We start from the raw sequence: 24,214 nt of genomic DNA on the forward strand, positions 1-24,214 counted from the left end.
GCAACCATGTCGTACGACGTCGAGAAGCCCGACGAGCAGTGGCGCGAGGAGCTGAGCCCCGCGGAGTACGCGGTCCTGCGCCAGGCCGGCACGGAGCCCGCGTTCACCGGTGAGTACACCGACACCAAGACCAAGGGCGTCTACTCCTGCCGTGCCTGCGGCGCGGAGCTGTTCACCTCCGAGACCAAGTTCGCGTCCCACTGCGGCTGGCCGTCCTTCTACGACCCGAAGCAGTCGGACGCCGTCGAATTGATCGAGGACCGCTCCCACGGCATGGTCCGCACCGAGGTCCGCTGCTCCCGCTGCGGCTCCCACCTGGGGCACGTCTTCGAGGGCGAGGGCTATCCGACGCCCACCGACCAGCGGTACTGCATCAACTCGATCTCGTTGCGGCTCGAGGCGGTAGGGGAGTAGCGGGGAGTAGCGGGCGGGGGCCTCGTACTTCCCGTCGGCTCCGGTGGTACGGCAGTGGGCACGACCTTCCGGTCGTGCCCACTGCCGTTGCCGTTGTTCCAGCCGTATCAGGACCTACTTCCCGTCCTTGCCCGGCTCCCCGCGCTTGTTGCTGAGGCGTACGGTGACGCCCTCGTCGGCGTTGTCCGCGGTGATCTCGTGCGGGCCGCTCACCCGGTCGTCGGGCAGGACGTAGCCCTCGGGGACGTCTGTCTCCTGCAGGTAGTACTCGCCGGGCGGCAGCTCGTCGAAGTCGCAACGGCCGCGTGAGTCCGTCGTGCAGCCGTTGCCGATCCGGGTGTCCCGGCGGGCGCCCGAAGTCTGCAGCCCCGCCTGCCCGTTGCTCTCCCGCCACAGCTGGAACACGGCACCACCCAGCGGCTCACCGTCGCTCTGGTCGGCCTTGACGACGTGCAGCGCACCCTCCGGGTCGGGCGCCTCCTCCGGGGTGTTGGTGGCGGTGACTTCGACGCCGTCGGTGGCGTTGGTTTCGGTGAGTGTGAGGGGGCCGAAGACTGCGGGGTCGGGGAGTTCGTAGCCTTCGGGGGCTTGGGTTTCGCGCCAGTAGTAGGTGCCGGTGGGGACGGTGTCCGTGCAGCGGCCGTCGGTGCTTGTGGTGCAGGTGTCGCCGATTTGGGTGTCGGGGTTGTCGCCGGTGGTTTGGAGGCCTTCGGTGCCGTTGGTCTCCTCCCAGAGTTCGAATTCGGCGCCGGGGAGGGGGTTTCCGGTTTCTTCGTCGGTCTTGAGGACCTCGACTTGGCCGGTCGTCACCGGGCTTCCACAGTCCGGGAGGTCGCCCTCGAACGGATAGTTGTGGAATTCCTGGCCGCCGCCCCCACCCGCGCCGGAGGTGTGGGTGAGCGAACCCGTGGTGAAGAAGCGGCCGTTCATCCCGATCACGCTGACCGTCGACGCGGACGCCTGGTTGCCGATCAGGAAGCTGCCCTGCATCTGGCCGGAGCCCGCGACGTTCACGGTCGTCGCGTCCGGGAAGTTCCAAAGCAGCCGGTCCCGCAGCTGGTTGAGCGGGTGGCCGTCGTCGAGGCTGCCGCCGTACGTGCTGAGGGTGCGGTTGTCGCCGAGGACGTTGACCAGGACCGTCGCGCCCTCGGGGATGCGCTCGAAGACGATGCCCTGGTCCCCGCCGGAGGCGGACGTCATGTCGAAGTCGACGTTGAACACCTGAAGTGAGGACGTGCCGTCGCCGGTGAAGCGGGTCTCGTAGCCGTTGTTGACGGCCGTTCCGGTGGGTGTACGGGTGCTCGTACCGCCCTCCGGGTGCCCATAGCACTGGCTGGCCTCGGTGAGATCGTCCCGCAGCCCGATGTACGGGGTCGCCGCGGCGTCGTCCTGATCCAGTTTCGAGTCGATGGTGCCGGTCGTGGTGCCCGCGTACCGGGTCACACCGCCCTCGGCGAGCAGGCGTTCGCCGTCGGCCACGGTGATGTCACCGCCCGTCGTCAGCCAGTCGGCACGCAGAGGCGGGGCCACGCGGGAGCCGACGCCCGCCTCTCCGACGTTGTAGACGGCGCTGACGCCCGGCACCTTGTCCTGGTCGAAGTCGCCGAGCGTGACCACCCGGCCCTCGGCCTCCGCCGCGCTGCCGCGCACCAGGAAGTCGTCGCCGACGTAGAGGTTGATGCCGTTGTCGCGGTACTCGATGGCGTTGTTGTTGACCGGCGGGTACGTGTCCGGACACCTGCCCGGCACGCACGGCCCGAGCCCGCCGGGCAGCGGGGCCGCGAGGGCGGCGGACGCGCGCTGTGCGGTGGGCTTGTGCGGTGCGGCGGGCGTGCGCGATGGGGCGGACGTGTGCAATGCGGCGGTTGCGCTCGGCGCGGTGGGCCGGGCGGACCTGCCGTCCTGGGCGGACTCGGCGTGCGCCGCCGCTGTCGCCGTAAGCGGCGCGCACACCAGGGCGAGGGCGCCGCACGCGGCGGCGGTGGAGCGGGCGGACAGCCGCAGCCGGGACGCACCCGACAGGACTTCCTTGGGGTGTGAAAGTGGCCACATGTCACAAAGGAGATATCTCGGGCGGTTTGCATCCCGGGGCATCGGCCAAGCGGCGCGCCACTGCCACCGGAAGCGGTGAGATCCGGACGACCGGATGGAGGGGCGGGCCGGGGCGCCGGACGCGTGGAGCCGGGGCGCCGGGGCGCGCTGGACGTGTGGAGCCGGGGCGCCGGGGCGCGCTGGACGTGTGGAGCCGGGGCGCCGGGGCGCCGGACGAGTGGAGCCGGAGTCCCGGACGCGTGGACCCGGGGGGCGGGATCTTCTCCCCCTCGCAGCGAGTCAGCGCTTCACGGCCACCCCGCCGAACATCGCCACCTCCTCCACCGCCTCGTCGGCGACGTCCGGGTGCCAGCGGTTGCAGGACACGACGCCGGGGCCGATCAGCTCCAAACCATCGAAGAACTCCGCCACTTGGGCCGGAATGCGCTGCGTCAGCTTCGGGGTGCCGTGCTCGTTCCAGAACGCGACGGCCGCGTCCACGTCCGGCATGGCGGGGCTGGTGATGGTGTGCGAGAGCACGAGGTGGCTGCCGCTGGGCAGGGCGTCCATGATGCGTCGTACGACACCACGGGCCTGCTCCTCGTCCTCGATGAATATGACGACCCCGAGCAGCACCAGCGCGACCGGCCGGCTCAGGTCCAGGGTCCTGGCCGCGTGCTCCAGGATCGTGTCCACGTCGCGCAGGTCGGCGTCGAGATACGCGGTCCTGCCCTCCGGAGTGCTGGTCAGCAGCGCACGCGCGTGCGCGAGCACCAGCGGGTCGTTGTCGACGTACACGACACGGCTCTCCGGCGCGAGCGCCTGTGCCACCTCGTGCGTGTTGTCGGCGGTGGGCAGCCCCGTACCCACGTCCAGGAACTGGCGGATGCCGACCTTGTCCACCAGGTGCCGCACGGCCGCGCCGAGGAAGCGGCGGTCCGCGCGCGCGTACTCCCCGATGCCCGGGTGCAGTTGCCGGATCTGGTCGCCGGCCGCGCGGTCCACGTCGTAGTTGTCCTTGCCGCCGAGCCAGTAGTTCCAGATCCGGGCCGTGTGCGGCTGGGAGGTGTTGATCCGGGCGCGCAGCTCTTCGGGGGCTGTCTCGGGGGCCGTCTCGGGGGTGGGTCGCTCAGACATAGGTGCCTCCTGGTGGCGCTGCTCACGGATCTTCAACAGGCAATGTAGGCCGTCGAGTTAAGGGCTGTGTGAGGTGGTCGGGGGTGGACGCGGGAGCGGGCCCCGTGTTGTGCCTGCGTACGGGCGGATCCGCCCTCGCTCTGCCGTGGGCAGATCTGCTCAGGGCAGAGAACTCTGTCCTCGTGGTGGTCGGCGGCCGACAGTGGAAGTGACCCGCTGACGTGCGGCGACGAAGACGAAGCGAACGAAGCGACGTAGCGAACGAAGCGACGAAGCGACGAAGCAACGAAGCGACGAAGTGAGGAGGACCCGATGACTACGACTTCGCTCACCACCCCTTGGGGCCGGGACGCGAGCCCACGGGCCGAGGAAGGGGACACGGTGCCCACGCGGTTCGACGACCATCTGGCCGCCCAACTCCTCGGCCAGCGCATCATCGTGCTCGGCACGCAGGTCGACGAGGTGTCCGCGAACCGGGTGTGCGCGCAGATGCTGCTGCTGTCGGCCGAGGACGCGCGTACCGACATCAGCCTCTACATCAACAGCCCTGGCGGCTCCGTGCACGCCGGCCTCGCCATCTACGACACGATGCAGCTGATCCCGAACGACGTCTCCACGCTGGCCATGGGCTTCGCCGCCAGCATGGGCCAGTTCCTGCTCGCGGTCGGCACCCCGGGGAAGCGGTACGCCCTGCCCAACGCGCGGATCATGATGCACCAACCGTCCGCCGGCATCGGGGGTGCCGTCGCCGACATCGAGATCCAGGCGGAGAACCTGGAGTTCCTGAAAGGTTCCATCGAGCGCATCACCGCCGAGCACACCGGACAGTCCGAAGAGACCATCGCGCGCGACGGCGACCGTGACCGCTGGTTCACCGCCGAACAGGCCAAGGACTACGGCATGGTCGACCACGTGGTCACCTCGATGGTCGACGTTCGGCCTGCGGCGGCCAGGCAGCGGAGGGGATTCTGAGCATGGGTACGTACACGATCCCGAACGTCGTCGAGCGCACCCCGCAGGGCGAGCGGTCCTACGACGTGTTCAGCAGGCTGCTCTCCGAGCGCATCATCTTCCTCGGCACGGAGATCGACGACGGCGTCGCCAACGTCGTCATCGCCCAACTCCTGCATTTGGAGGCGTCCAACCCGGGCCAGGAGATCGCCATCTACATCAACTCCCCGGGCGGATCGTTCACTTCACTCATGGCGATCTACGACACGATGACCTTCGTCGGCGCTCCCATCTCCACGTTCTGCGTGGGCCAGGCCGCGTCCACGGCCGCCGTGCTCCTTGCCGGGGGCGACAAGGGCAGGCGTTTCGTCCTGGACCACTCGCGCGTACTGCTCGGCCAGCCCGCGAGCGGTGGACAGCGCGGTACGGTCGCCGACCTGCGCGTCCAGGCCAAGGAGATGATCCGGATCCGCGCCCAGATCGAGGAAGTGCTCTCCCACCACACCGGGCACGCGGTGGCGACCCTGCGTCAGGACATGGACCGCGACAAGGTCTTCACGGCCCAGGAGGCAGTGGCGTACGGCCTCGCGGACGAGGTCCTGACGCGTCGGACTACGGAGGGGGTGCGGGGGGTGGGGTAGGCGGTGGGCGGTAGGCGGGGCAGGGCCGGGCCGGGGCCGCGGGCCTCTGGCGTCTGCCCTGCCCCGACCGCCGACCTCGGCTCAGGCAGCCAGTCGCATCTGGTTCCGCTGAATGCTCGCCATCGGGCCCGTGACGCGTGCACCGGAACGCCCACCGGCTCCGCTGACCGGGCCCGCGCCGGAGAGCCGGATGATCTCCGCGTGCCCCCGGGAGAGCAGATCGGTCAGGCTCAGGCCCAGGGCGCGTGCCGCAGCCGCCAGCACCTCGGACGAGGCCTCCTTACGGCCCCGCTCCAACTCCGAGAGGTACGGCATCGAGATCCGGGCGGCGTCCGCCACGTCCTTCAACGTCCGCTCCTGAACCAGCCGTTCGCGCCGCAGCACATCACCCACGATGTCCCGCCACAGGGGCTCCTTGGCGGGAGCCGTGGGAGCCGTGGGAGCCGCGGGGGCGGCGGTGGGGGTCGCGGGGGCCGTCGGGGCCGTAAGGGTTGTCGGGGGCGCGGGCGTTGAGGGCAGTGCCGAAGACTCGGGCGCCGAGAGGGCGGGCCGCAGCGGTATCACCTGGGCGTCACGGGTCTCGCCCGACTTGTGGGAGTCCTGGGCCCCGTGGCCCGCACGCGGACCCCGGACCGGGGCTACGGACCGGCCCTGGCCCGTACAGGTGACGCGGCCGTCTCGCGCCTCGAGTGCTTCGGTCGGCTCTTCGCTGCTCACCATTTCAGGGTAGGAGCGGAGGGCTGGCTGAGGGGCAGGTTCCGTTCTGCCAACAGCGAAGCGGTGCGGCGGTGAGGAGGTGGCGTGGTGAGGAGTTGCCGTGGTGCAGCGGTGAGGCGGTGGCGTGGTGATTGGTCAGGCGCTGGGGGGTGAGTGGTCAGGCGCTGGGCGGTGAGTGGTGAGTCAGCGAGGTGGTCGCGCTCCTACGGGATGTGCCCTACGCCGACTTCTCGCTCGGACCGGACTCGTCCCGTGGTACGAGCGTCGGGTTGACGTTGTCGAGCACGGTGTCGCGAGAGACGACGACACGCGCCACGTCGTCCCGGCTCGGCACCTCGTACATCACGTTCAGCAGCACCTCTTCGAGGATCGTGCGGGCCGCGCGGGCGCCCGTGCGGCGCAGCAGTGCCTGCTCGGCGATCGCCTCGACGGCCTCGTCCGTGAACTCCAGCTCCACACCGTCCATTTCGAAGAGCTTCTGGTACTGCTTCAACAGCGCGTTGCGCGGCTCGGTGAGAATGCGGACCAGGGCCGGCCCGTCCAGCGGGTCGACCGCCGCCATCATCGGCAGCCGCCCCACGATCTCCGGAATCAGGCCGAACTTCAGCAGATCCTGCGGCAGCGCCCCCGCGAACGGCCGCTCCTCGGCAGCCCCTTGCGTCGAGCCAAGCGAACCGGTGAAGCCGATGCCCTTGCCGCCCGCTCGCTGCTCGATGATCCGCTCCAGACCGGCGAACGCGCCGCCCACGATGAACAACACCTGCGACGTGTCGAACTGGATGAACTCCTGCTGCGGATGCTTCCGCCCGCCCTGCGGCGGCACCGAGGCCACCGTGCCCTCGAGGATCTTCAGGAGAGCCTGCTGCACTCCCTCGCCGGACACGTCCCGCATGATCGACGGGTTCTCGCTCTTGCGCGCCACCTTGTCGATCTCGTCGATGTAGATGATGCCGTGCTGCGCCCGCTCCACATCGTGGTCCGCCGCCTGCAACAGCTTCAGCAGGATGTTCTCGACGTCCTCGCCGACATAGCCCGCCTCGGTCAGCGCCGTCGCGTCACCGATCGCGAACGGCACCTCCAGCATGCGCGCCAGAGTCTGCACCAGATACGTCTTGCCGCAGCCCGTCGGCCCCATCAACAGGATGTTGGACTTGCCGAGTTCCACCGGCTCCGGAAGCGCCGACGATGACGACGAGCCCTGCCCACCGCCCGCCGAACCGGCCTGCGCGCCACCCTGACGTACACGCTTGTAGTGGTTGTAGACCGCCACCGACAGCGTCTTCTTGGCTTCCTCCTGCCCGATCACGTACTGCTCGAGGAACGTGAAGATCTCGCGTGGCGTGGGCAGTTCACGCGGCGTGCCCTCGGCTGCCTCCTCGGCCTCCTCGGCGATCAGCTCGTTGCACAGTCCCACGCACTCGTCGCAGATGCAGATGCCGCTCGGGCCCGCGATGAGCTTCCTCACCTGCTTCTGACTCTTGCCGCAGAACGTGCACTTCAGCAGGTTTTCGCTGTCGCCGATGCGTGCCACTCGTACCTCAAATGCCGGGATCAGATGACGTCACCATGTGAAACGAAGGTATCCTGCGCCGTGACGGACGGCAATCCATACAGGGCATCAGCGAGTGAGGGCAATGGGTCGGCTCAGCAGGGCGCAGTTGCAGCAACTCAATCGCGCCAAGGTTCTCGCGGCGGCCCGGGAGGAGTTCACCGCGCGCGGCTATCCCGGCGCGAAGGTCGACAGCATCGCCGAACGCGCGGGCCTCACTCGCGGCGCCGTCTACTCCAACTTCCCGGGAAAGAGGGCCCTTTACTTCGCGGTCCTCGCGGAGCTGGCCGAGTCCGCACCCGAAACGTCCACAGACCTGGCGGTCGACTGCACACCCCGCAGCGCCCTCGCCATGTTCGCCCGCACGTGGACAGCCCGCCTGCCACTCGCCGGGGGTCTCGCGCGGCTCGACACACACCTGATGTCCGAAGTGCTCGCCGACGAGCGAACCCGCCAACCGTACGGCCAACTCCTGAAGTTGGACGCCCTTCTGCTCGGTCTCGCCCTCGAACGGTTGCTGCTCGTCCGCGCGCCCTCCGATCAGGAAGGCCCGGCCGACGGCCCCCGCATGGTGCGCGTGGCGGAATCCGTACTGACCTCGCTCCACGGAGCACGCCAACTGGCCGATGCCGCACCCGGGTTCATCGAACCCTTCACCGTGATCCACGCCTGCGAACGGCTCGCCGACTCCACCCCGCACGACACCTGGGCACCGCCCCATCTCCCGTACGTGCCCCGAGCACGACCCGTGGACGAGCCATGGCCCCGCGCGTCGGCGCCCGAGGGTTCGCAGGCGGGCTCGCGGGCGGGCTCGCGGGTGGTGGGTGCGGACCCGGTCGCGAACCCGGCGTTCGTGGATGCCGTGCGCGGAACCCCTGCCCGCCTCGGCGCCGACGGCGTGCTCGCTGTGCTCGGCCTGCACCGCCTGGAAGCCGTGGAGGAGGCGGTACGTTCGGCGCCGCCCGGCGCCACGGTGACCGTGGCACTCGTCTCCGGCTGCCCGGACGAACTCATTCCGCTCGCGCGCCTCGCCATCGCCGACGTCGTGAGCTGCCTGCGTGCCTCCTTCCCCGTCGCGTCCTGGCCGCGACTCCAGGTGGTGTACGACGCCTCGGGCTCCCTCGCGGCCGCAGCAGGTCTTCCCGCGGTGAGCGATGGCACCGAGGCCGCCGTACGGATCGCCGGCGGCCGCATCGTCGCCCGCGCCGACGGCCGAGGCGCCTGTCACGCGGCGGCGACGGCGGGCCTGGCCGATCCCGTCCCCGCCTCCGGCTGATCGGGCCCACCGGGCGGCGCCGGGCCCGCCCGGGTCAGGAGGTCGAAGGCCGCGTCCCGGTGCCTGATGGGCGCTGTGGGACCCAGCCGGTATGTCCACCAAGGCCGCTTGCGCGGCTGGGGTCACGCCAGGGCCAGACCTCGCGCTGTGTGGCGCAGTCGGCACCGTGGCCGTGGCCGTGGCCGTGGCCGTAGCCGTAGCCCTATCTCTGGCCGGGCCGCCCTCTGCACGGCAACGATCCCTGGCGGGCCAGGCCTTCCTCGTCGCCGCTTTCGATCGGCCGGAGCAGCAGCGATACGGTGACCTTGATCGCCGAGGTCCGATGCCCCTGTCGTCCGCACTGCGGAACTCGGCTGCCGTACGTGCAGGTTGGAGGCCGTTGTGTCCAGCAACAACATGTCCGAGTCCGCTGCCCCCAAGGCCGAGCGGGCCGAGCGGGCCTTCCCCGCGCCGAACGGCGTCACCGGTGTCGGCGTCATCGTCGTCGATGATCAGGAGCGCATCCTCCTCGGGCTCGGCCACGACGACCGTTGGGAACTTCCCGGCGGGAAGGTCGACGCGGGGGAGAGCTTCGAGCAGACCGCGGCCCGCGAACTCGCCGAGGAGACCGCCCTGCCGGTGTCTCCCGAAGACGTCCAGGTCGTTGCCGTGGTCGTCGACGGCAAGCAGGGAGTCACCAGACTGTCCGCCGCGGCGGTCGTGTCGGCGCCTGCGGGAGCCGTCGCCGAGGTGACCGAACCGGACAAGATCGTGCGGTGGGCGTGGACGGGCCTCGACGCCCTCCCCGCCGATCTCTTCGAGCCCTCCGCGGGCGTGCTCGCCGCCTGGCGCAAGGATCTCGACGTACCGGCGCAGGACGCTCACTGCTATCGCATGGCCTGAGATCGCGGCGGACGGGGTGCGGCCGGTACGGGAGTGGAGGCGGCAGCAGGTTCGCGTCACCTTTTCGTGTCGAGGCCCTCGCCTGCCTCCCCATGAGTAGCTTGAGGCCTCATGGACCGCGAGAAGATCACGCTGACCGGCGCTCAGGAGACCATGCTGGCCACCCTCTACGGGCGCGCCTTGGACAGCCGTTCGCCACGCTCCGTCCTGCACGACGACGAGGCGGCCCGCGCCGTGCGGCGCATCGACTACGACTTCCGCAAGACCGGCGTCAAAGGCACCTCCGCGGTGGGCGTCGCCCTCAGAGCCCGCCAACTCGACGACTGGACCCGGGAGTTCCTCGCCGAGCAGCCCTCGGCCACTGTGCTCCACCTGGCATGTGGCCTGGACACGCGCGTGCACCGGATCGCGCCCCCGCCGAGCGTGCGCTGGATCGACGTGGACTTTCCCGAAGTGATCGAACTGCGCCGCCGGTTGCTCAGTGAACCCGACGGCGTGGACTACCGCATGATCGGCTCCTCCGTCACCGAGGAAGGCTGGCTCGAACAGATCCCTGCGGACCGCCCCACCGTGGCGGTCTTCGAGGGCCTCTCCATGTACCTGCGCGAGGCCGACGCCCGTCGTCTCATCCAGGGGATCACCGCCCGCTTCTCCAGCGGCCGCCTGCTCTTCGACGTGTACGGCACTGCAGGCATCCGGCTGCAGAAATGGGTGCCGGCCGTGCGCAACGCCGGCGCGACGCTCCACTGGGGAGTCGACGACCCCAAAGCTCTGGAGTCCTGGGCCCCGGGGCTCACCCTGCTCGACTCGGTGCGGAGCGTCGAGGTGCCCGGACTTGACCATCTGCCCCCATCGGGCCGCCTCGGCATGCGTCTGCTCGCCCATATCCCCGTGATGCGCGACGTCGGCCGCATGCTGCGGTACGGGTTCTGAACTCCGGAAGGCAGAACCCAGGCGGCGCAGCAGCGAGGGGAGTAAGAGCTCCAGGCGGGCAAGGAGTCGGTCAGGGAATCGGGAGGGGTGCCCGGAGAGGGGCGGGGCTGGCCGTCGGGGAGGGAAGGCGGGCCATCGGGAAGGGAAGCGGCATGCGGCATTCCGTGGCGGCCCGCCCGAGGCGCCACTTACCGTAGGTGCGTGATCGAGTCCTGGGATCCAGCAGCACCGGGCGTGCTGCGGCTGCCGTCGGGCCGCCTGGTGCGCGGGCGCGGCCTGCGGAAGCCGCTGCCCGACGGGCCCCTGCCCACGTACTCCGTGCTGCTGCTCGGCAAGCAGCCGACCGCGACGGAGTGGGAGTCCCGCTGGCTGCGCTGGCCCGACTTCCGGCTGCCCAGCGATCGGGCCGAGGCCGCCTCCGTGCTCCGCAACGTCTGGGAGCGCGCCGCGTCCGAGCGGGTCGAGGTTGCTTGTGGCGGCGGTCGCGGCCGCACCGGCACCGCGCTCGCCTGCCTCGCCGTCCTCGACGGCGTACCGCCCGCGGAAGCGGTGGACTTCGTGCGCCGTCACTACGACCGGCATGCCGTGGAGACGCCCTGGCAACGTCGGTACGTACGCACCTTCAGTGGGTGACTGCTTGCTGTTGTGGCCGTGATACATGGGCATGCTCGCCTTTGCTGAGTCCGGCCGCGGAGCGGCGTGATGGAGAACAGGACGGTCTGAACAGTTGGCTGCCGTGCCGATGCCGACACGCAGGGATTCAGCCGGAATGCGCGATGCGCGCAACTGATGGGTCGCTCGTGAGCGGTCGGACGCGAGGAGAGAAGCGAAGGGGGAAGCGGGGGAGGGGAGAAGCGGCGGGAGCTCGGTGGCACTCACGTGCCTTGTGTTGCTCCCGCTCCGGCTCTCCCGTCGTCCCGCTTCCGCTCGCCCGTGGATTGACGGGCTCAGCGAGTTCAGCGGATCTGCGGGCTCTCTGCCGTTGCGCGGCCGACAAGTCGAGGGGTGTCGGACCCTCGATCTGCCATGACGAAGAAGGTAACAGCCGCCACTGACAACGGACTTGGCAGCGGCCCTGACCAGGCGTTTCGACACGCGGGGTCGAGTCGGCGTCCGAGATCGCAGATAAACGCCCGTCTCCGTACGAAATGAGTCACTCTTTCGTGAATCGTTCCGTGGTCGGCCGCGGGGTAGAGCATCACGCGGAGGCGAGCCATGGAAGAGACAGTGTTGCGTCCCAAGCCGATGCCCGGCCATGCCGGCGAGGCCACAGCCGGGTGTCGGCCCCGACCCGTCCGACGGCGCGGCAGGCGGCTGTTGACCGCTCTGCTCGGCGTTCTCGTCGCCGTGATGCTCGTGCTTGCCGGGGTCGGCCTGGGCACCGTCGGGGCGACGGTCATCGGCATGAGCCGCCTCGCCGACCTGAAGCAGCAGGCGTCAGGAGGTCAACCATCGGGCCCGTCGGGAGAGCTGGGAAACCCGAGCCGGAAGGGGACCTCGCACGACTCCGGCTCGCCGTCGAGCCAGAAGCCGCAAGGCGGCCAGGAGGGGGCGGTGGGAGGCGAGGCGGCTGTGAACGCGGATGCCGCGAGCGAAACGGCGCGTGCCACGCTCGGCGTGGAGGTCGTCGACCTGCCGACAGGATCCGGCGCGCAACTCGTCGGCGTGCATGTTCCCGGGCCTGCCTACGCCGCGGGCCTGGTGCGTGGCGATGTGATCCTCGCGGTCGGCGACGTGCGGACAGTGTCTGCGGCCGGCCTCGCCGCGGCCGTGGCGAAGGCGCGCTCCGGAGCCGCCCTCACGCTGACCGTGCGAGACCGCACCGGTGAGCGCCGGTCGCTCGTCGTCACGCCCGGGGTGGCGACGTAGCCCGACCTGGGTTGTTCAGGTGGACTGCACACTCCGGAAGTGCGTGATCAGGCGCCCTTCGTCGTCAAGTACATGGAACGCGAACCCTGGGTCGGCCGCGCGGTCCGCCACCTCGGCGCTCTCCCAGGGCAGTTGCAGCGTCCACGTCACACCGGGCCCGACGACGAGCGGGCGACCCGCGAAAACCGTGGCCGCAGGAGAGTGTGCGTGGCCGGTGATGACCGCCTTGACCTGAGGTCGGCGGTCCAACAGGGCGGTGAGGTGCTGGGGTTGACGCAAGGGGTAGGCGTCCGGCAGGGGGTGGTGCACCGCCACCGGCGGATGGTGGAAGGCGAGCAGGGCGGGCATGTCGGCACCCAGGTCGTCGAGCGTCGCCTCGATCCAGGCGTACGTCTCCGCGTGGAGAAGGCCGTCGTCGCGGCCGGGGATGCTGGAGTCACACATCAACACGGCCGTGCCACCGATGCGATGGACGGTGTTCACGGGTGCGTCGGGGCGCTCTGTGGCGGTGTCGCCCAACAGGGCCTTGCGGTAGGGCGCGCGCACATCGTGGTTGCCTGGGCAGGTGAGCACGGGGAACGGCGCCTTCAGGATGCGTGCCGCCTCCTCGTACTCGTCCTCCGTGCCGTGGTCGGCGATGTCCCCGGTCACGAGGAGGGCGTCCACGCGCGTGTGCAGGCTGTTCAGCCGCTTCATGACCCGCTCGGCGCGTTCGGTCGCGCGTGGCGTGCCGTCCAGGTGCAGGTCGCTGATCTGTGCCAGTACGAGCACGGTGTGATGCCTCCCCCTGGCAGGCCGACGGTCACTTCGTGGCGCCGCGACCTGTGGTTAATGGTTGTTGATCATCTAAGCATTAGTTGTGCGGGTGGAAAACCCTTGGTGCGACGGAGTCCCGGACCTGACCATGGGCCATGTTCGGCACACTCATCGCCCTCATCGGCCCGCTCGCGCCCTCATCGCGACACGGGCGATGATGCCTGCGGGGAGAGTCCCGGAACGCCCAGGAGGCAGCCATGACATCCGCGCCCGCGCCGTTCACCGCCGACGACTACAAGGCCCGTATGGAGCGAGCCGCGCAGTCCGCGGCAGACGCCGGGCTGGCAGGCCTCCTCGTCGCCCCGGGGCCCGACCTCGTGTGGCTCACCGGCTACCAGCCCACGGCCACGACGGAGCGGCTCACCCTGCTCGTACTGGCTGCCGGGCAGGATCCGATCCTCGTCGTCCCCACCTTGGAGGCCCCGGACGCCGAGCGCGCCCCCGGAGCGCCCGCCGTCACCCTGCGGGACTGGACCGACGGCAAGGATCCGTACGCCGTCACCGCCCCGCTCCTCGACGTCGACGGCCGGTTCGGCATCAGCGACAACGCCTGGGCCATGCACCTGCTCGGCCTCCAGCAGGCACTGCCCGGCACGTCGTTTGCATCCCTCACCGAGGCCCTGCCCATGCTGCGCGCGGTCAAGGACGCTCATGAGCTGGAACGACTCGCTGCTGCGGGCGCAGCGGCGGACGCCACCTATGAGGAGATCCTCAAGGTGCGGTTCTCCGGTCGCAGGGAGCTCGATGTGGCGGCCGATCTCGCCGACCTGCTGCGGCAGTTCGGGCACTCCCAGGTCGACTTCACCGTGGTCGGTTCGGGCCCCAACGGTGCCAATCCGCACCATGAGGCGGGCGAGCGGACCATCGAGAACGGTGACATGGTCGTGCTGGATTTCGGCGGTCTCAAGCACGGCTACGGCTCGGACACTTCACGCACCGTCCACGTCGGCGAACCGAGCGCCGAGGAAAAGAAAGTGCACGATCTCGTGCGCGAGGCGCAGAACGCGGGGTGCGCTTCCGTGCAGCCGGGAGTTGCCTGCCAGGAGATCGACCGGGTCGCGCGCACAGTCATCGATGAGGCCGGCTACGGCGAGTACTTCATCCACCGCACCGGGCACGGCATCGGCGTCACCACCCACGAACCGCCCTACATGATCGAGGGCGAGGAACTGCCGCTGGTGCCCGGCATGTGCTTCTCCGTGGAGCCCGGTGTGTACCTGCCGGGCCGGTTCGGCGTACGCATCGAGGACATCGTGACCGTCACCGAAGAGGGCGGTCAGCGCCTCAACAACACGGCGCGCGAGCTGACGATCGTCGAGTAGCGCGCGCTCCGGCCGCGACCGCCTGCGCACGCTGCCCGGCGCAGATCGCACGGCCTGGGGCGGGCCCGCCCCAGGCCCCGGGGGAGCCGCCACGCCAGGCGGCCCTCCCGCGGCCCGAGGCGGCCGTTCTCACTGCAGCGGGCCGAGGACCACACACGACTCCGCGGGCAGGTGCAGGATGCCGTCCGCGGCCGGAGCCTCGATCGGTTCCCAGGAGGCGAGCACGCAGGCCTTGCCGCCCAACAGAGGGATCGCGGCAGGCTCCTTGGCGAGGTTGACGGCGATCCGCAGGTCTCCGCGCCGGAACACCAGCCACCGTGCCGCCTCGTCGTACGCGACCCGCACGGCCGCCAGGTCCGGGTCGCGCAGGTCGGACTGGCTCCGTCGTAGCGCGATCAGGGTGCGATACCAGGCCAGCACGCGCGCGTGGTGCTCGTTCTGAGGCTCGTCCCAGTTCAGACAGGAGCGGTTTCTGGTCTCCGGATCCAGCGGGTCCGGGATTTCCTGCGCCTCCCACCCCTGTGCTGCGAACTCCCGCTTGTGGGCCCGGCGTACGGCATCGACGCTCTCGGGGTCCGGGTGGTCCGTGAAGAACTGCCAGGGTGTTCCGGCAGCCCACTCTTCACCCATGAACACCATCGGCGTGCAGGGCGATGTGAGTGTGAGTGCCGCCGCGCACGCCAGCAGGCCAGGTGCGAGGGACGCTGAAAGCCGGTCTCCTTGTGCACGCTTTCCCACCTGGGCGTGGCTCTGCGCGTACCCCACGAAGCGGTGCGCGGGGGTACGCGCCCGGTCTGCAGGGCGGCCGTGACCGCGGCCCCGCGCGGTCGAATAGCCACCGTCGTGGAAGAACGCGGACGTCAGCGTCTTGCCGAGCGCCTTGAGGGGAGCCGGTGCGAAGTCGGCGTAGGGGCCCTGTTCCTCGCCGGTCAGCGCCGTGTGCAGGGCGTGGTGGAAATCCTCGTTCCACTGGGCGTGCACGCCGAGCCCGCCCTCCTGGCGCGGCGTGGTCAGACGCGGATCACGCTGCTCGGAGTCCGCGACGAGGAACAGCGGTCGCCCCAACTCGGCTGCGAGATCGTCCACTTCCCCGGACAACTCCTCCAGGAAGTGGCACGCGCGCGTGTCGCGCAGAGCGTCCACGGAATCCAGGCGGAGCCCGTCGATCCGGAAGTCCCGCAGCCAGGAGAGGGCACTGCCGATGAGATACGAGCGCACCTCGTCGGACCCCTCGGCGTCCAGGTTGACGGAGTTGCTCGGTCCGGATCCGCTCACGAAGTACGGTCCGTACGCGGCGAGTTGGGTCTTCGACGGATCCAGCTGATGGTGCACCACGTCGAGCACCACTCCGAGCCCCAGCCCGTGTGCGGTGTCGACAAAGCGCTTCAGTGCGTCGGGCCCGCCGTAGGGCTCGTGCACAGCCCACGGGGATCCGCCCTCGTACCCCCAGCCGTGCCGCCCCGGAAGCGGGCACAGGGGCATCAGCTGGACGTGCGTGGCCCCCAACTCGGCCACATGGCCCAGGCGTTGCGCAGCGGCGTCCAGAGTGCCCTCTCGGGTGAAGGTGCCGACGTGCAGCTCGTAGAGCACTGAGGCGCCCGTGAGCGGCTTTCCCGGCCACGGTGTGCGCCAGGTGTACGCCTCGTGGTCCACGACGGCGCTGAGCCCGCTCGGGCCGTCCGGCTGGCACAAGGAACGCGGGTCGGGAAGAACCACCGCTTCGCCGGATCCGGAGCCTGACCCGGAGCGGGCATGGGATCCGACGCCGGATGGGGCGTCGCCATCGCCGCCGCTGTCGCCATAGCCGTCGCTGTCGCTGTCGTCGTTACCGTCTCCGTCGACGACGTACCCGTACCGCGCGCCGTGTTCCGCCTCTGCCTCGGCCACCCACCAGTCGCGCCGTTCCGGATCACGCTCCAACGCGCGCGTACTGCCTTCCAGTTGGAGCGTAACCCGGTCCTGCGCCTGTGGTGCCCACACCTCGAACTGCACGGACGGCCCCCCGTCTGTGTTGCCGGCCGACGTGTCCGGCCGGACGCTGTCAGTGACCTCGCCCGACCATGGTGCTGCACCAGAGATCATTTCGCCGGTGAATCCAGCACAATCCAGCACATCGATGTGGCCGAAAAGGTGCGGGATCACTGGGGTCTTACTGCGGCATCGATATGGCTGGAGGCAGGCCGCTTCAGACCAGGTCGATGCGCTTCTGCGTCACCGGATAGCCCGCCTTCGCGAAATTCGCCGCCATGGGGAAGTTGCCGACATCCGTCGCCGCGACGACGCGGTCGGCGCCGCGCTCGCTGAGGAAGTGTGTCGACTCGGCCAGCAGGTCGTACGCGTACCCGTGACCGCGCTGCTCCGGCACCACACCGATGAACCCGGCGGCGAACCCCGACGGGATGCGGCATGGCAGATGCAGCCCCACCAGCTCGCCCTGCTCCGTGAAGGCCAGCTGTGGCCAGACCTCGGGGCACCAGTGGATGTACTCCAGCTCCTCCCGTGCTGCCTGTTCCACACCGCCCGCCTCCTTGGCGCGCAAGGCGTGGGCGTCGAGGGTGTCGGCGTGGATCCTGCGTAGTGCGTCGAGAAGGAGCGCGTCGTCGTGCTCCTCGCGGAACCGCAGTCGGGCGGGGCGGACCGGAAGCCCGCAGTCCGGGGTCCACGCGTACCGGAGTCGTTCCACGAGCGGCCGCTTGCCCGCCGCCTCGGCCGCCGAGATCCGCGCCTGAGCCGCTGCGGTGGCCTCCGGGCGCTCTCGCCAGTCCGAGGGCAGGATCAGCTCGTAGTCGACGTCGAAGGGCGCTTCACGCAGCAGTGTGACGGCCGCGTCGTGCTCGCCGTCGGCGAAGTCGAACCAGTTGAGGTTCAGCGGTGTCGTGTCCTGCGGTGAGCCCCACCAGGCGGCCCTGGCCACGACTTTGCCGTCGCGCAACGCCACGTAGGTCCACTCGGGCAGATAGTCGCCGCCCGCGGCCCGTGTGCGGTACTCGACGCCCATGACGGCGCGGCCCGCGAGACCGGGGTCGGAAAGGGAGTTGAACAGATGCGCGTCTTCTTCGGTGAGCGCGCGGATGACCAGATCGGTCATGGAGAGTCCTCCGGAAGTGAAACGGAACGCTCCCGTTCAGACCAGGGACGCCGCACGGACGGGGCGGGAGCGCAGTGGCAGGGTCGTGCACTTCATGGCTCTCGCCTCCTTTCCGCAGTTCGCAAGCAGTGGCGTCGCTGCGACCTTATGGGCGCCGCGCACCTCCGTCCAGTGGTTTTCGGTCGCCGCAGTGCCGGATCCGGCCGCAGCCCCGGCCCGTCAACCGGCGTACGGAACAGGGTTCGTGCTGGTCAGCGACGGGCGAAGTTCCGGGTTTTCTGGACACTCCGGCGGCCCTGTCCGACAATCGCGGACGTGACGCCCTCCTTCGAGTTCCCCACGTATCCCGCGCGGCTCTCGGACGCCGAACGCGACAAGGCGCTGCGCGCGCTGCAGGATGGCGTGGTCCAGGGGCGACTCTCGCACGACACGTACGTACGCCGCATGGAGCTCGCACTCGTCGCGCGGCGGGCCGATCAGCTGGCCGCGTTGACCGCCGATCTGCCTTCCGCGCAAGGCCGTTGGAGTGCGCTCGTGACCGGCGCGGTCAGCGCCGCGTCGGCGTTCACCGTGCGGGTGCGTCGCGCGTGGCAGTCGGAGCGGCTGCCCAAGCTGCTGCTTCCCGAGCCGGGCCCCTATCCGCTGCGTATCGGCCGCGACCCGTCCAGCGGTCTGCGGCTCAGCCACGACACCGTCTCGCGCGTGCACGCCGAGCTGCGTATGCAGGGCGGCCACTGGGTGCTGCGCGACCTGGGCTCGACCAACGGCACGACCGTCAACGGCCGCCGGGTGGTCGCTGCCGCGGTGGTGCGAGATGGCGACCATGTGAGCTTCGGCTCGATGAGTTTTCGGCTTGCTGTGCAGTGAGTTGTGACGGGTCAGGCTGTACGTGTGTGGGCGCCGGAGCTCGTTCCTGCACGCGCGTAGGTGCGGGAGTTCGCCTGCACGCGCGCGTAGGCGCGGGAATCCTCCTGCCTTACGCGCGCGTGCAGACCTGCGCTAATTCACCTTCACGCGTGCGTGCCGGGCCGCTGCGACGGCCGTGCGGGACTGGTGTTCCACCTGATGCTCCAGCGGCACCCAGCGCGCTTTGAAGTGGCTCTCGAAGGAGCTGCTCCACTGGGCGACCAGCCGCTCCAGGCGGGCCGCCGCCGGATCTCCCGCCTCGTCGAGCACCCGGAGCAGCATCGCCGCGGCCCGCAGGGGCAGCCGGCGGCCGAAGGCGTCGATGCTGGACACGTACGTCATCGTCGCGCCCTTCGGCGGTGGGCGCAGCCAGTCCTCCGCGAGGCCGGGCACGAGCCCCAACGCCCAGCGAGAGGCCCGCAGCAGCGGTCCGCACCCCTCGGGCAGCGACCGCTCCTTGGCCTCTCTGAGCCCCGTCTCCTGCAGCAGGCCCTCCACCCGCAGGGCCTGCGCTCGCAGCCTTCCGGAGACCCGCTGGAGGGCCTCGTGCGGCGCCGGGTGACGTGCCGGATCGTCGACAAGATCGCTCGCCCACATCGGGACCTCGACGATGGCCGTGCTGCCGCCGTACCGGTGCACGTGGTGCCAGGTCGACCGTGTCACGTCCTCGGGCAGGCTCGGGAACAGCGCGTCCGTGCCCGGGTCCGGCATGACGTGTACCCCAGGGCCGGCTATCGGCCAGCCTGCGGCGTCTGACGTGCTGGTCTCTATCGGGATGTGCAGCTGGGCGGCGGACTTGGCGAAGGGCTCTGCGAGGCCTGGTATGTCCTGCGTCAACTGCACCCAGCTGCCGCCCAGATCGGTGCCGTGAAGGGACACCTGGAGGTACGGCCGCAGCTCGTCGATGACGTTCAAGAGGGCGCGGGTTTCGGGCGGCCACTCGTCCGGGGGCAGCACCGACGGCGCCCACTCAGGCTGTTCGGGACCGGCGGGGCGGAAGAAGTGCCGGTGGTAGTCGAACAGCGAGCGGGGCGCGGACGCGCGGTGCAGGGCCGCGCCGTCCGGGTCGGCGCTGAGCAGGAAGTGCCAGCTGGTCCCGGACCGTAGCTGCTCCTCGTGCACCGCGCGTCGGGCCAGATGGAGGGCTGTGGGGCCACCCACGGGCTCGTTGGAGTGGGCACCCGCGACGACCAGGACGCGCTGCTCAGCCCGCCCCACGGACAGCAGGTGCAGCGGGCGCCCCGCGCGCGAGGTGCCGATCCGTCGCAACTCGCAGAGGTCGGGGCTTTCAGCCACCAAGGCCCGTGCGGACAGGACGAGTTCCGTCACACTGGGATAGTGCTGCTCCGTCAGGTGACTCACCCCCGTTGGTCCTCCCGGCGTGCGCATCCGCAGTACCCCACGCCCTGAAGCCCCTGTCAAGGCGCTGGCGCCACTGTGCGTATGCGGATGGAAGCGCTCCGCTATGCGGACGGTAGGTACTTGAGGCTGTTATGCGCTCAACATCCGTATTTGGCGCGCCATTTGAGTGACTGAGCGGAGCGGAGACTTCCCGCGCGCTCCGCAGGGGAGCGCCTGACGCTCCGGCTCCAGGCCTCCTTCAGCCCCACGGGCGCGGTACGCGCGACGCAAGTGACGGAAATCCTTACCCTGAGCGTCGAAAAGCCCGCCTACGAGTGCGGTCCGGAGCAGTGCACGGTCGTCATGCGAACCTACGTACCGCCCTGCTCCGCTTTCGTGCCATCACCGCATGCGTGCCGCGCCGACGAGGGCGATACCTTCGAACGATGCCGCAGGGGACACGGGAGCAGAGCAACGCCGAGATTCCGCTCCCGGGACGTTGCAGACGTACCGGGAGGTGATCGGGCTCTCCGGTGTGCTGCTTCCGGTGATCTCCTTCCTGGGGCGGCTGCCCACGGCGATCATCCAGATGGGCAGCGTCCTGATGGTCACCAGGACCAGCGGCTCGCTCGCCACCGGCGGCATGGTGGCCTGCGCTCTGGCTCTCGGGCAGGTGGCGATGGGGCCGTTCGTCGTCGCCTCGCGGACCGTCACGGGCAGCGTCGCGTGGTGCTGGTCTTCGCGTTGGCCAACGCGATCGCCATCAGCACGTTCACGGCGGGCGCCCTGCTGGGTGCGCCCACACCGCTGCTGGTTCTCCTCGGGGCGCTGGCAGGCGCGTCGGTGCCCGCTATCGGACCGCTGGCGCGGGCCCGCGTCCTGGCGCTCGCCCGCCGGGGCAGGGCCGACAACCGGCTCGCCGACGCGGTGATGTCCCTGGAAAGCACCATGGACGAGGTGTCCTTCGTGCTCGGGCCCGCGGCCGTGGGCCTCGCCGCGGTCGTCGGACACCCGGCGTACGCGATGCTCCTGGCGGCGCTCCTCGTGGCCGTCTGCGGAACCGGGTTCGCGCTGCACCCGACCGCGCTCACCCTGGTGCCGACGCCGGCGGAAGGCCAGTACGAGGGGCGAGCGGACGGCCAGTACAAGGGGCGACAAGAACAGCCACGCGCGCGTGCGGCGGAGGAACACGCACGCGCGCGTGGTGCGGCACGGCGCATGCCACGCCAGGTGTACGTGGTGCGGGTCGGCCTCGTACTCCTGGGTGTGCTGCTCGGCGGTTGCGGTGCCGGAATTACAGCCCTCACAGAGGAGTTGGGGCGACCGGACCAGGCGGGTCTCGTGTACGCGGCGATGGGCGTCATGAGTGCCCTCGTCGGTCTCTCCATGGCGGCGCTGCCCGGACGCATCTGCCTGCTGCTGCGCTGGCGCGTGGCGACGGCGGCTGCCGCGCTGCTCTCGCTCCCTCTGGTGTGGACGGATTCACTGGCCGGTCTGTATCTGGCAGTGACGGTTTTGGGCGCCATCTTCGCGCCCAACCTGATCACCGGATTCGGCCTTACAGAGAGGGCCGTTCCGCGTGAACGGCTGGCGGAGGGCATGACGTTCGCGTCGAGCGCGTTCGTCGGCGGTCAGGCGGTCACACTCGCTGTCGCCGGGCGCCTCGCGGAGTCGTACGGCCCCGCGGCCGCTTTCGCCGTCGGTAGTGCGGCCGCGGCGCTGGCCTTCTTCGTCGCCCTCGCGGCCCGTCCTGGGGGCGGTGGCGAGCTGTCAGTCAGAACACCCGAGCACGTGGGTCAACATGAGGTTCCACCGCATCCCCTGGGGGCGAGGACAGGAACCGATACCAGCGCATCGGCAAGGGTTCTCACGGGCCCACGTGATCTGACCGCTATGAATCCGCTCACTCCGCCGGGGCTCGCGAGCCGGAACGGCCGTGTGGGGCAAGGAGGTTGAGAAAAGAGCCTGAGCATCCGGCTGCACCGTCGACCGCTCCCGGAGTACCCTTCCTTGATCGTTGAACCGGGTCTCGACCAAGACTCCGGACCATGATCCCGAACGGGGTCCCAAGGGGGGAGCGGAAGGCGGTGCGTGGGTGAGCTCGGGCGGTCTTGAGCTGCCCCCTGGCGACGAGGGTCGCGAGGGAGGCGCCGGCGACGCCCCGCCCTCTGCGGTGTCCCTGGCGCGTCCGATGGACACGGCCGCGCAGATAGGGCCGGAACTGGACTGGGGCGCCGACGCCTGGCACGAGGTGCGCACGCGCGCCCAGCGGGCCGGCCGCGCCTACATCTGGCTGAACCTCGTCGAACAGCGACTGCGCGCCGTCGTCTCGGCGGTCGTCCGGCCCGTGTACGAGCCCGTCCACGGCGACGACTGGGTGGTGGCCGCGGCAGGGCCCGCGGGTCAGGAGTGGGTGCAGCGCGCCGTCGCCGTACGCGAAGTCAGCCGCCGCAAGGGCTACTTGCTCGACCCGGCGGACGACAACGTCCTCAGCTTTCTGACGCTGCCTCAGCTGCGCGAGCTGATGGTGCAGCACTGGCCCTGCTTCGAGCCGTACTTCGACGACCGCCGGGACGTCGAACTCGCCCTGGACGAGCTGGAAGTCGCGCGGAACGTCGTCTCCCGGAACCGCGCCCTCTCGGAGACCGTTCTCGCACAGGCGGAGCGGGCTTCGGCCCGGCTCCTGGAGATGCTCGGCGCCGACACGGACGTGCCCTCCGCGCGGAGGCTGCCCGTCGACGCGGTCGAGGACATAGTCGGCGACCGGTACGCGGACGTGGTGGGTGTGCACCCGGACCGGGTGCGACTGCTGCGCCAGTTCCCCGCCGAGGACATCTTCGGCGGGGCGCGGCGCCTCGACGCGATCGGCATAGGCCTGAACCTCCTGGCCCAGAACTTCTCCGGCCGCCGACTGGTGCGGCTCGCGGAGACCGGCAGCCGCATAAGGCTGCTCTTCCTCAACCCGGCGAGCAGTGCGGTCAAGCGCCGGGAACGTGAACTCGGCATCAAGCGGGGCGAGTTGAGTCGTTCGGTCGAGATGAACATCCTGCACATGCGGCGTGTGCGCTCCCGCCTACGCGACCCGGGCGCCTTCCAGATCCACGTCTTCGACGAAACTCCACGCTTCACCGCGTACATGGTCGATGGTGACGGATCGGACGGAGTGGCCGTCGTCCAGTCCTACCTACGGCGCACTCGCGGCATGGAGGCCCCCGTACTCGTGCTGCGCGGCGGGGGGCGCGTGGTCAAGGCGGGTGGGGGCGGCGAGCACGGGTTGTTCGAGACGTACCGCGAGGAGTTCGAGTCGGTGTGGGCGGATTCGCGCCCTGTGTCCTGACTGTCGGGCGGCGGCCTCATGTCCTGGTCGGCGTCTTCGACCATCTCGTCAGCGGGCGGACTCGGATCCCCCGTCGAGGGCCCGGGGTGGGGAGCATCTCTTCGTCCCCGCGAGCGGAGCGCCGGACTGCCGCGACGGATGCGACGCAGGTCAGAGGTCGAAGCGGAACGCGCCAGTCGGATTGTCAGTGGCGCATGCGATCGTGAAACGCACATGGGGGAGAGCACCACGAAGGAGGGCCACGGATGGGCTGGCACCAGGATCTGCTGATCGGCTTCGACCTGGAGACCACGGGCACGGACCCGTGCGAGGCGCGGATCGTCACGGGCGCGCTGATCGAGGTCAAGGGCGGGGAGTCGATGGGACGTCGCGAGTGGCTGGCCGATCCGGGAGTGCCGATACCGCAGGAGGCCGTGGACGTGCACGGCATCAGCAACGAGCGCGCCCGAGCGGAGGGCCGTCCGGCCGACCAGGTGGCCGACGAACTGGCCCGCGCCCTGACCGGGTACTGGCAGTCGGGCGTCCCGGTGGTGGCGTACAACGCCGCCTTCGACCTGACCCTGCTCTCCGCGGAACTGCACCGGTACGGACTGCCGTCCCTGCGTGAGCGGCTCGGCGGCATCGAACCGGCGCCGGTCATCGACCCGTACACCATCGACCGATCCGTCGATCGATACCGCAAGGGGAAGCGGAACCTGGAGGCCGTCTGCTCGGTGTACGGCGTCCGCCTCGACTCCGCGCACGACGCCACCGCGGACGCCCTCGCCGCCGCCCGCCTCGCCTCTGCGATAGCGGTCAGGCATCCCAAGGTCGGCAGCCTCGGCCCCGCGGAACTCCACCGTCGGCAGGTCGAGTGGTACGCGGAATGGGCGGCCGACTTCCAGAAGTTCCTGCGCAGCAAGGGAGATGAGACCGCGGTGATCGACGGGCACTGGCCGCTGCGGAGCATATCGGCCTGAATCTCGGGCTGAACGTCTCGGAATCTCAGGCTGAACGTCTCGGGC

General features: G+C 70.1%; 22 protein-coding genes. 13 read left to right on the forward strand and 9 right to left on the reverse strand.

What is annotated here, in order from left to right; all coding sequences use genetic code 11:
- Positions 1-6 precede the first annotated feature (6 nt).
- On the forward strand, positions 7-414 hold the full coding sequence (msrB, locus tag RCO28_RS14380; protein WP_308941466.1) for a peptide-methionine (R)-S-oxide reductase MsrB: 408 nt from the start codon (positions 7-9) through the stop codon (positions 412-414).
- Positions 415-528: 114 nt separating this feature from the next.
- On the opposite strand, the gene RCO28_RS14385 is transcribed toward msrB, so the two are convergent.
- Both RCO28_RS14385 and RCO28_RS14390 read right to left on the reverse strand, forming a co-directional pair.
- Entirely contained in the window at positions 529-2,466 is a 1,938-nt protein-coding gene (locus RCO28_RS14385; RefSeq protein ID WP_308941467.1) for a choice-of-anchor A family protein, read from the reverse strand.
- Positions 2,467-2,745: 279 nt separating this feature from the next.
- Positions 2,746-3,582, reverse strand: a complete 837-nt coding sequence (locus RCO28_RS14390) for an SAM-dependent methyltransferase (RefSeq protein WP_308941468.1) — start codon at positions 3,580-3,582, stop codon at positions 2,746-2,748.
- 312 nt (positions 3,583-3,894) lie between these two features.
- On the opposite strand from RCO28_RS14390, the gene RCO28_RS14395 reads away from it, so the two are divergent.
- Together RCO28_RS14395 and RCO28_RS14400 are read left to right on the forward strand one after the other, a co-directional pair.
- On the forward strand, positions 3,895-4,554 hold the full coding sequence (locus tag RCO28_RS14395) for an ATP-dependent Clp protease proteolytic subunit (RefSeq protein WP_308941469.1): 660 nt from the start codon (positions 3,895-3,897) through the stop codon (positions 4,552-4,554).
- Positions 4,555-4,556: 2 nt separating this feature from the next.
- On the forward strand, positions 4,557-5,174 hold the full coding sequence (locus tag RCO28_RS14400) for an ATP-dependent Clp protease proteolytic subunit (protein ID WP_308941470.1): 618 nt from the start codon (positions 4,557-4,559) through the stop codon (positions 5,172-5,174).
- 81 nt (positions 5,175-5,255) lie between these two features.
- Here RCO28_RS14400 and RCO28_RS14405 read toward each other — a convergent pair whose 3' ends face one another.
- Both RCO28_RS14405 and clpX read right to left on the reverse strand, forming a co-directional pair.
- Positions 5,256-5,693: a helix-turn-helix domain-containing protein gene (locus RCO28_RS14405; RefSeq protein ID WP_374991166.1), complete on the reverse strand. Its 438-nt coding sequence runs from the start codon at positions 5,691-5,693 to the stop codon at positions 5,256-5,258.
- 415 nt (positions 5,694-6,108) lie between these two features.
- Positions 6,109-7,422, reverse strand: a complete 1,314-nt coding sequence (gene clpX / locus RCO28_RS14410) for an ATP-dependent Clp protease ATP-binding subunit ClpX (protein ID WP_308941471.1) — start codon at positions 7,420-7,422, stop codon at positions 6,109-6,111.
- 127 nt (positions 7,423-7,549) lie between these two features.
- Between clpX and RCO28_RS14415 the strand changes: the two genes are divergently transcribed.
- The 5 genes from RCO28_RS14415 to RCO28_RS14435 all read left to right on the forward strand — a co-directional run bounded on the left by RCO28_RS14415 (position 7,550) and on the right by RCO28_RS14435 (position 12,400).
- Positions 7,550-8,716, forward strand: a complete 1,167-nt coding sequence (locus RCO28_RS14415; RefSeq protein WP_308941472.1) for a helix-turn-helix domain-containing protein — start codon at positions 7,550-7,552, stop codon at positions 8,714-8,716.
- 396 nt (positions 8,717-9,112) lie between these two features.
- Complete coding sequence (locus tag RCO28_RS14420; RefSeq protein ID WP_308941582.1) at positions 9,113-9,598, forward strand: NUDIX hydrolase; 486 nt, start codon at positions 9,113-9,115, stop codon at positions 9,596-9,598.
- A 111-nt stretch (positions 9,599-9,709) separates the two neighbouring features.
- Complete coding sequence (locus tag RCO28_RS14425; protein WP_308941473.1) at positions 9,710-10,531, forward strand: class I SAM-dependent methyltransferase; 822 nt, start codon at positions 9,710-9,712, stop codon at positions 10,529-10,531.
- 201 nt (positions 10,532-10,732) lie between these two features.
- Positions 10,733-11,164 (forward strand): protein-tyrosine phosphatase family protein, encoded by a 432-nt coding sequence (locus tag RCO28_RS14430; protein ID WP_308941474.1) that lies wholly within the window; start codon positions 10,733-10,735, stop codon positions 11,162-11,164.
- Positions 11,165-11,746: 582 nt separating this feature from the next.
- Entirely contained in the window at positions 11,747-12,400 is a 654-nt protein-coding gene (locus RCO28_RS14435; RefSeq protein ID WP_308941475.1) for a PDZ domain-containing protein, read from the forward strand.
- Between the two features lie 15 nt (positions 12,401-12,415).
- On the opposite strand, the gene RCO28_RS14440 is transcribed toward RCO28_RS14435, so the two are convergent.
- On the reverse strand, positions 12,416-13,171 hold the full coding sequence (locus RCO28_RS14440) for a phosphodiesterase (protein WP_308941476.1): 756 nt from the start codon (positions 13,169-13,171) through the stop codon (positions 12,416-12,418).
- 242 nt (positions 13,172-13,413) lie between these two features.
- Between RCO28_RS14440 and RCO28_RS14445 the strand changes: the two genes are divergently transcribed.
- Positions 13,414-14,538 carry an aminopeptidase P family protein gene (locus tag RCO28_RS14445; RefSeq protein WP_308941477.1) on the forward strand — a complete coding sequence of 375 codons (1,125 nt, stop codon included), beginning with the start codon at positions 13,414-13,416 and terminating at the stop codon, positions 14,536-14,538.
- Between the two features lie 129 nt (positions 14,539-14,667).
- Here the strand turns inward: RCO28_RS14445 and treZ are convergent, their stop codons facing one another.
- Positions 14,668-16,530 (reverse strand): malto-oligosyltrehalose trehalohydrolase, encoded by a 1,863-nt coding sequence (gene treZ, locus RCO28_RS14450; protein ID WP_308941478.1) that lies wholly within the window; start codon positions 16,528-16,530, stop codon positions 14,668-14,670.
- 193 nt (positions 16,531-16,723) lie between these two features.
- Positions 16,724-17,626, reverse strand: coding sequence for a GNAT family N-acetyltransferase (locus RCO28_RS14455; protein WP_308941479.1), 903 nt, complete (start codon positions 17,624-17,626; stop codon positions 16,724-16,726).
- A gap of 315 nt (positions 17,627-17,941) precedes the next feature.
- Here RCO28_RS14455 and RCO28_RS14460 point away from each other — a divergent pair, with 315 nt between their 5' ends.
- Positions 17,942-18,493, forward strand: coding sequence for a DUF1707 and FHA domain-containing protein (locus tag RCO28_RS14460; RefSeq protein WP_308941480.1), 552 nt, complete (start codon positions 17,942-17,944; stop codon positions 18,491-18,493).
- A gap of 132 nt (positions 18,494-18,625) precedes the next feature.
- Here RCO28_RS14460 and RCO28_RS14465 read toward each other — a convergent pair whose 3' ends face one another.
- Entirely contained in the window at positions 18,626-19,894 is a 1,269-nt protein-coding gene (locus tag RCO28_RS14465) for a M14 family zinc carboxypeptidase (protein WP_308941481.1), read from the reverse strand.
- 381 nt (positions 19,895-20,275) lie between these two features.
- Positions 20,276-20,509 carry a hypothetical protein gene (locus RCO28_RS14470; protein WP_308941482.1) on the reverse strand — a complete coding sequence of 78 codons (234 nt, stop codon included), beginning with the start codon at positions 20,507-20,509 and terminating at the stop codon, positions 20,276-20,278.
- A 93-nt stretch (positions 20,510-20,602) separates the two neighbouring features.
- Between RCO28_RS14470 and RCO28_RS14475 the strand changes: the two genes are divergently transcribed.
- The 3 genes from RCO28_RS14475 to RCO28_RS14485 all read left to right on the forward strand — a co-directional run bounded on the left by RCO28_RS14475 (position 20,603) and on the right by RCO28_RS14485 (position 24,169).
- Complete coding sequence (locus RCO28_RS14475) at positions 20,603-21,829, forward strand: MFS transporter (RefSeq protein WP_308941483.1); 1,227 nt, start codon at positions 20,603-20,605, stop codon at positions 21,827-21,829.
- Positions 21,830-21,968: 139 nt separating this feature from the next.
- Positions 21,969-23,210, forward strand: a complete 1,242-nt coding sequence (locus RCO28_RS14480) for an SAV2148 family HEPN domain-containing protein (RefSeq protein WP_308941484.1) — start codon at positions 21,969-21,971, stop codon at positions 23,208-23,210.
- A 245-nt stretch (positions 23,211-23,455) separates the two neighbouring features.
- Entirely contained in the window at positions 23,456-24,169 is a 714-nt protein-coding gene (locus tag RCO28_RS14485; protein ID WP_308941485.1) for a 3'-5' exonuclease, read from the forward strand.
- The last annotated feature ends 45 nt before the right edge of the window (positions 24,170-24,214 follow it).

Origin of the sequence: Streptomyces sp. LHD-70 (assembly GCF_031157275.1) — a bacterium.
Classification (GTDB): Bacteria; Actinomycetota; Actinomycetes; order Streptomycetales; family Streptomycetaceae; genus Streptomyces.

Bases quoted from the DNA above. Each gene is read 5' to 3' on its own strand.
- msrB (WP_308941466.1), top strand. From the start codon at position 7: ATGTCGTACGACGTCGAGAAGCCCGACGAGCAGTGGCGCGAGGAGCTG.
- RCO28_RS14385 (WP_308941467.1), bottom strand. From the start codon at position 2,466: ATGTGGCCACTTTCACACCCCAAGGAAGTCCTGTCGGGTGCGTCCCGG.
- RCO28_RS14390 (WP_308941468.1), bottom strand. From the start codon at position 3,582: ATGTCTGAGCGACCCACCCCCGAGACGGCCCCCGAGACAGCCCCCGAA.
- RCO28_RS14395 (WP_308941469.1), top strand. From the start codon at position 3,895: ATGACTACGACTTCGCTCACCACCCCTTGGGGCCGGGACGCGAGCCCA.
- RCO28_RS14400 (WP_308941470.1), top strand. From the start codon at position 4,557: ATGGGTACGTACACGATCCCGAACGTCGTCGAGCGCACCCCGCAGGGC.
- RCO28_RS14420 (WP_308941582.1), top strand. From the start codon at position 9,113: ATGTCCGAGTCCGCTGCCCCCAAGGCCGAGCGGGCCGAGCGGGCCTTC.
- RCO28_RS14425 (WP_308941473.1), top strand. From the start codon at position 9,710: ATGGACCGCGAGAAGATCACGCTGACCGGCGCTCAGGAGACCATGCTG.
- RCO28_RS14435 (WP_308941475.1), top strand. From the start codon at position 11,747: ATGGAAGAGACAGTGTTGCGTCCCAAGCCGATGCCCGGCCATGCCGGC.
- RCO28_RS14445 (WP_308941477.1), top strand. From the start codon at position 13,414: ATGACATCCGCGCCCGCGCCGTTCACCGCCGACGACTACAAGGCCCGT.
- RCO28_RS14455 (WP_308941479.1), bottom strand. From the start codon at position 17,626: ATGACCGATCTGGTCATCCGCGCGCTCACCGAAGAAGACGCGCATCTG.
- RCO28_RS14485 (WP_308941485.1), top strand. From the start codon at position 23,456: ATGGGCTGGCACCAGGATCTGCTGATCGGCTTCGACCTGGAGACCACG.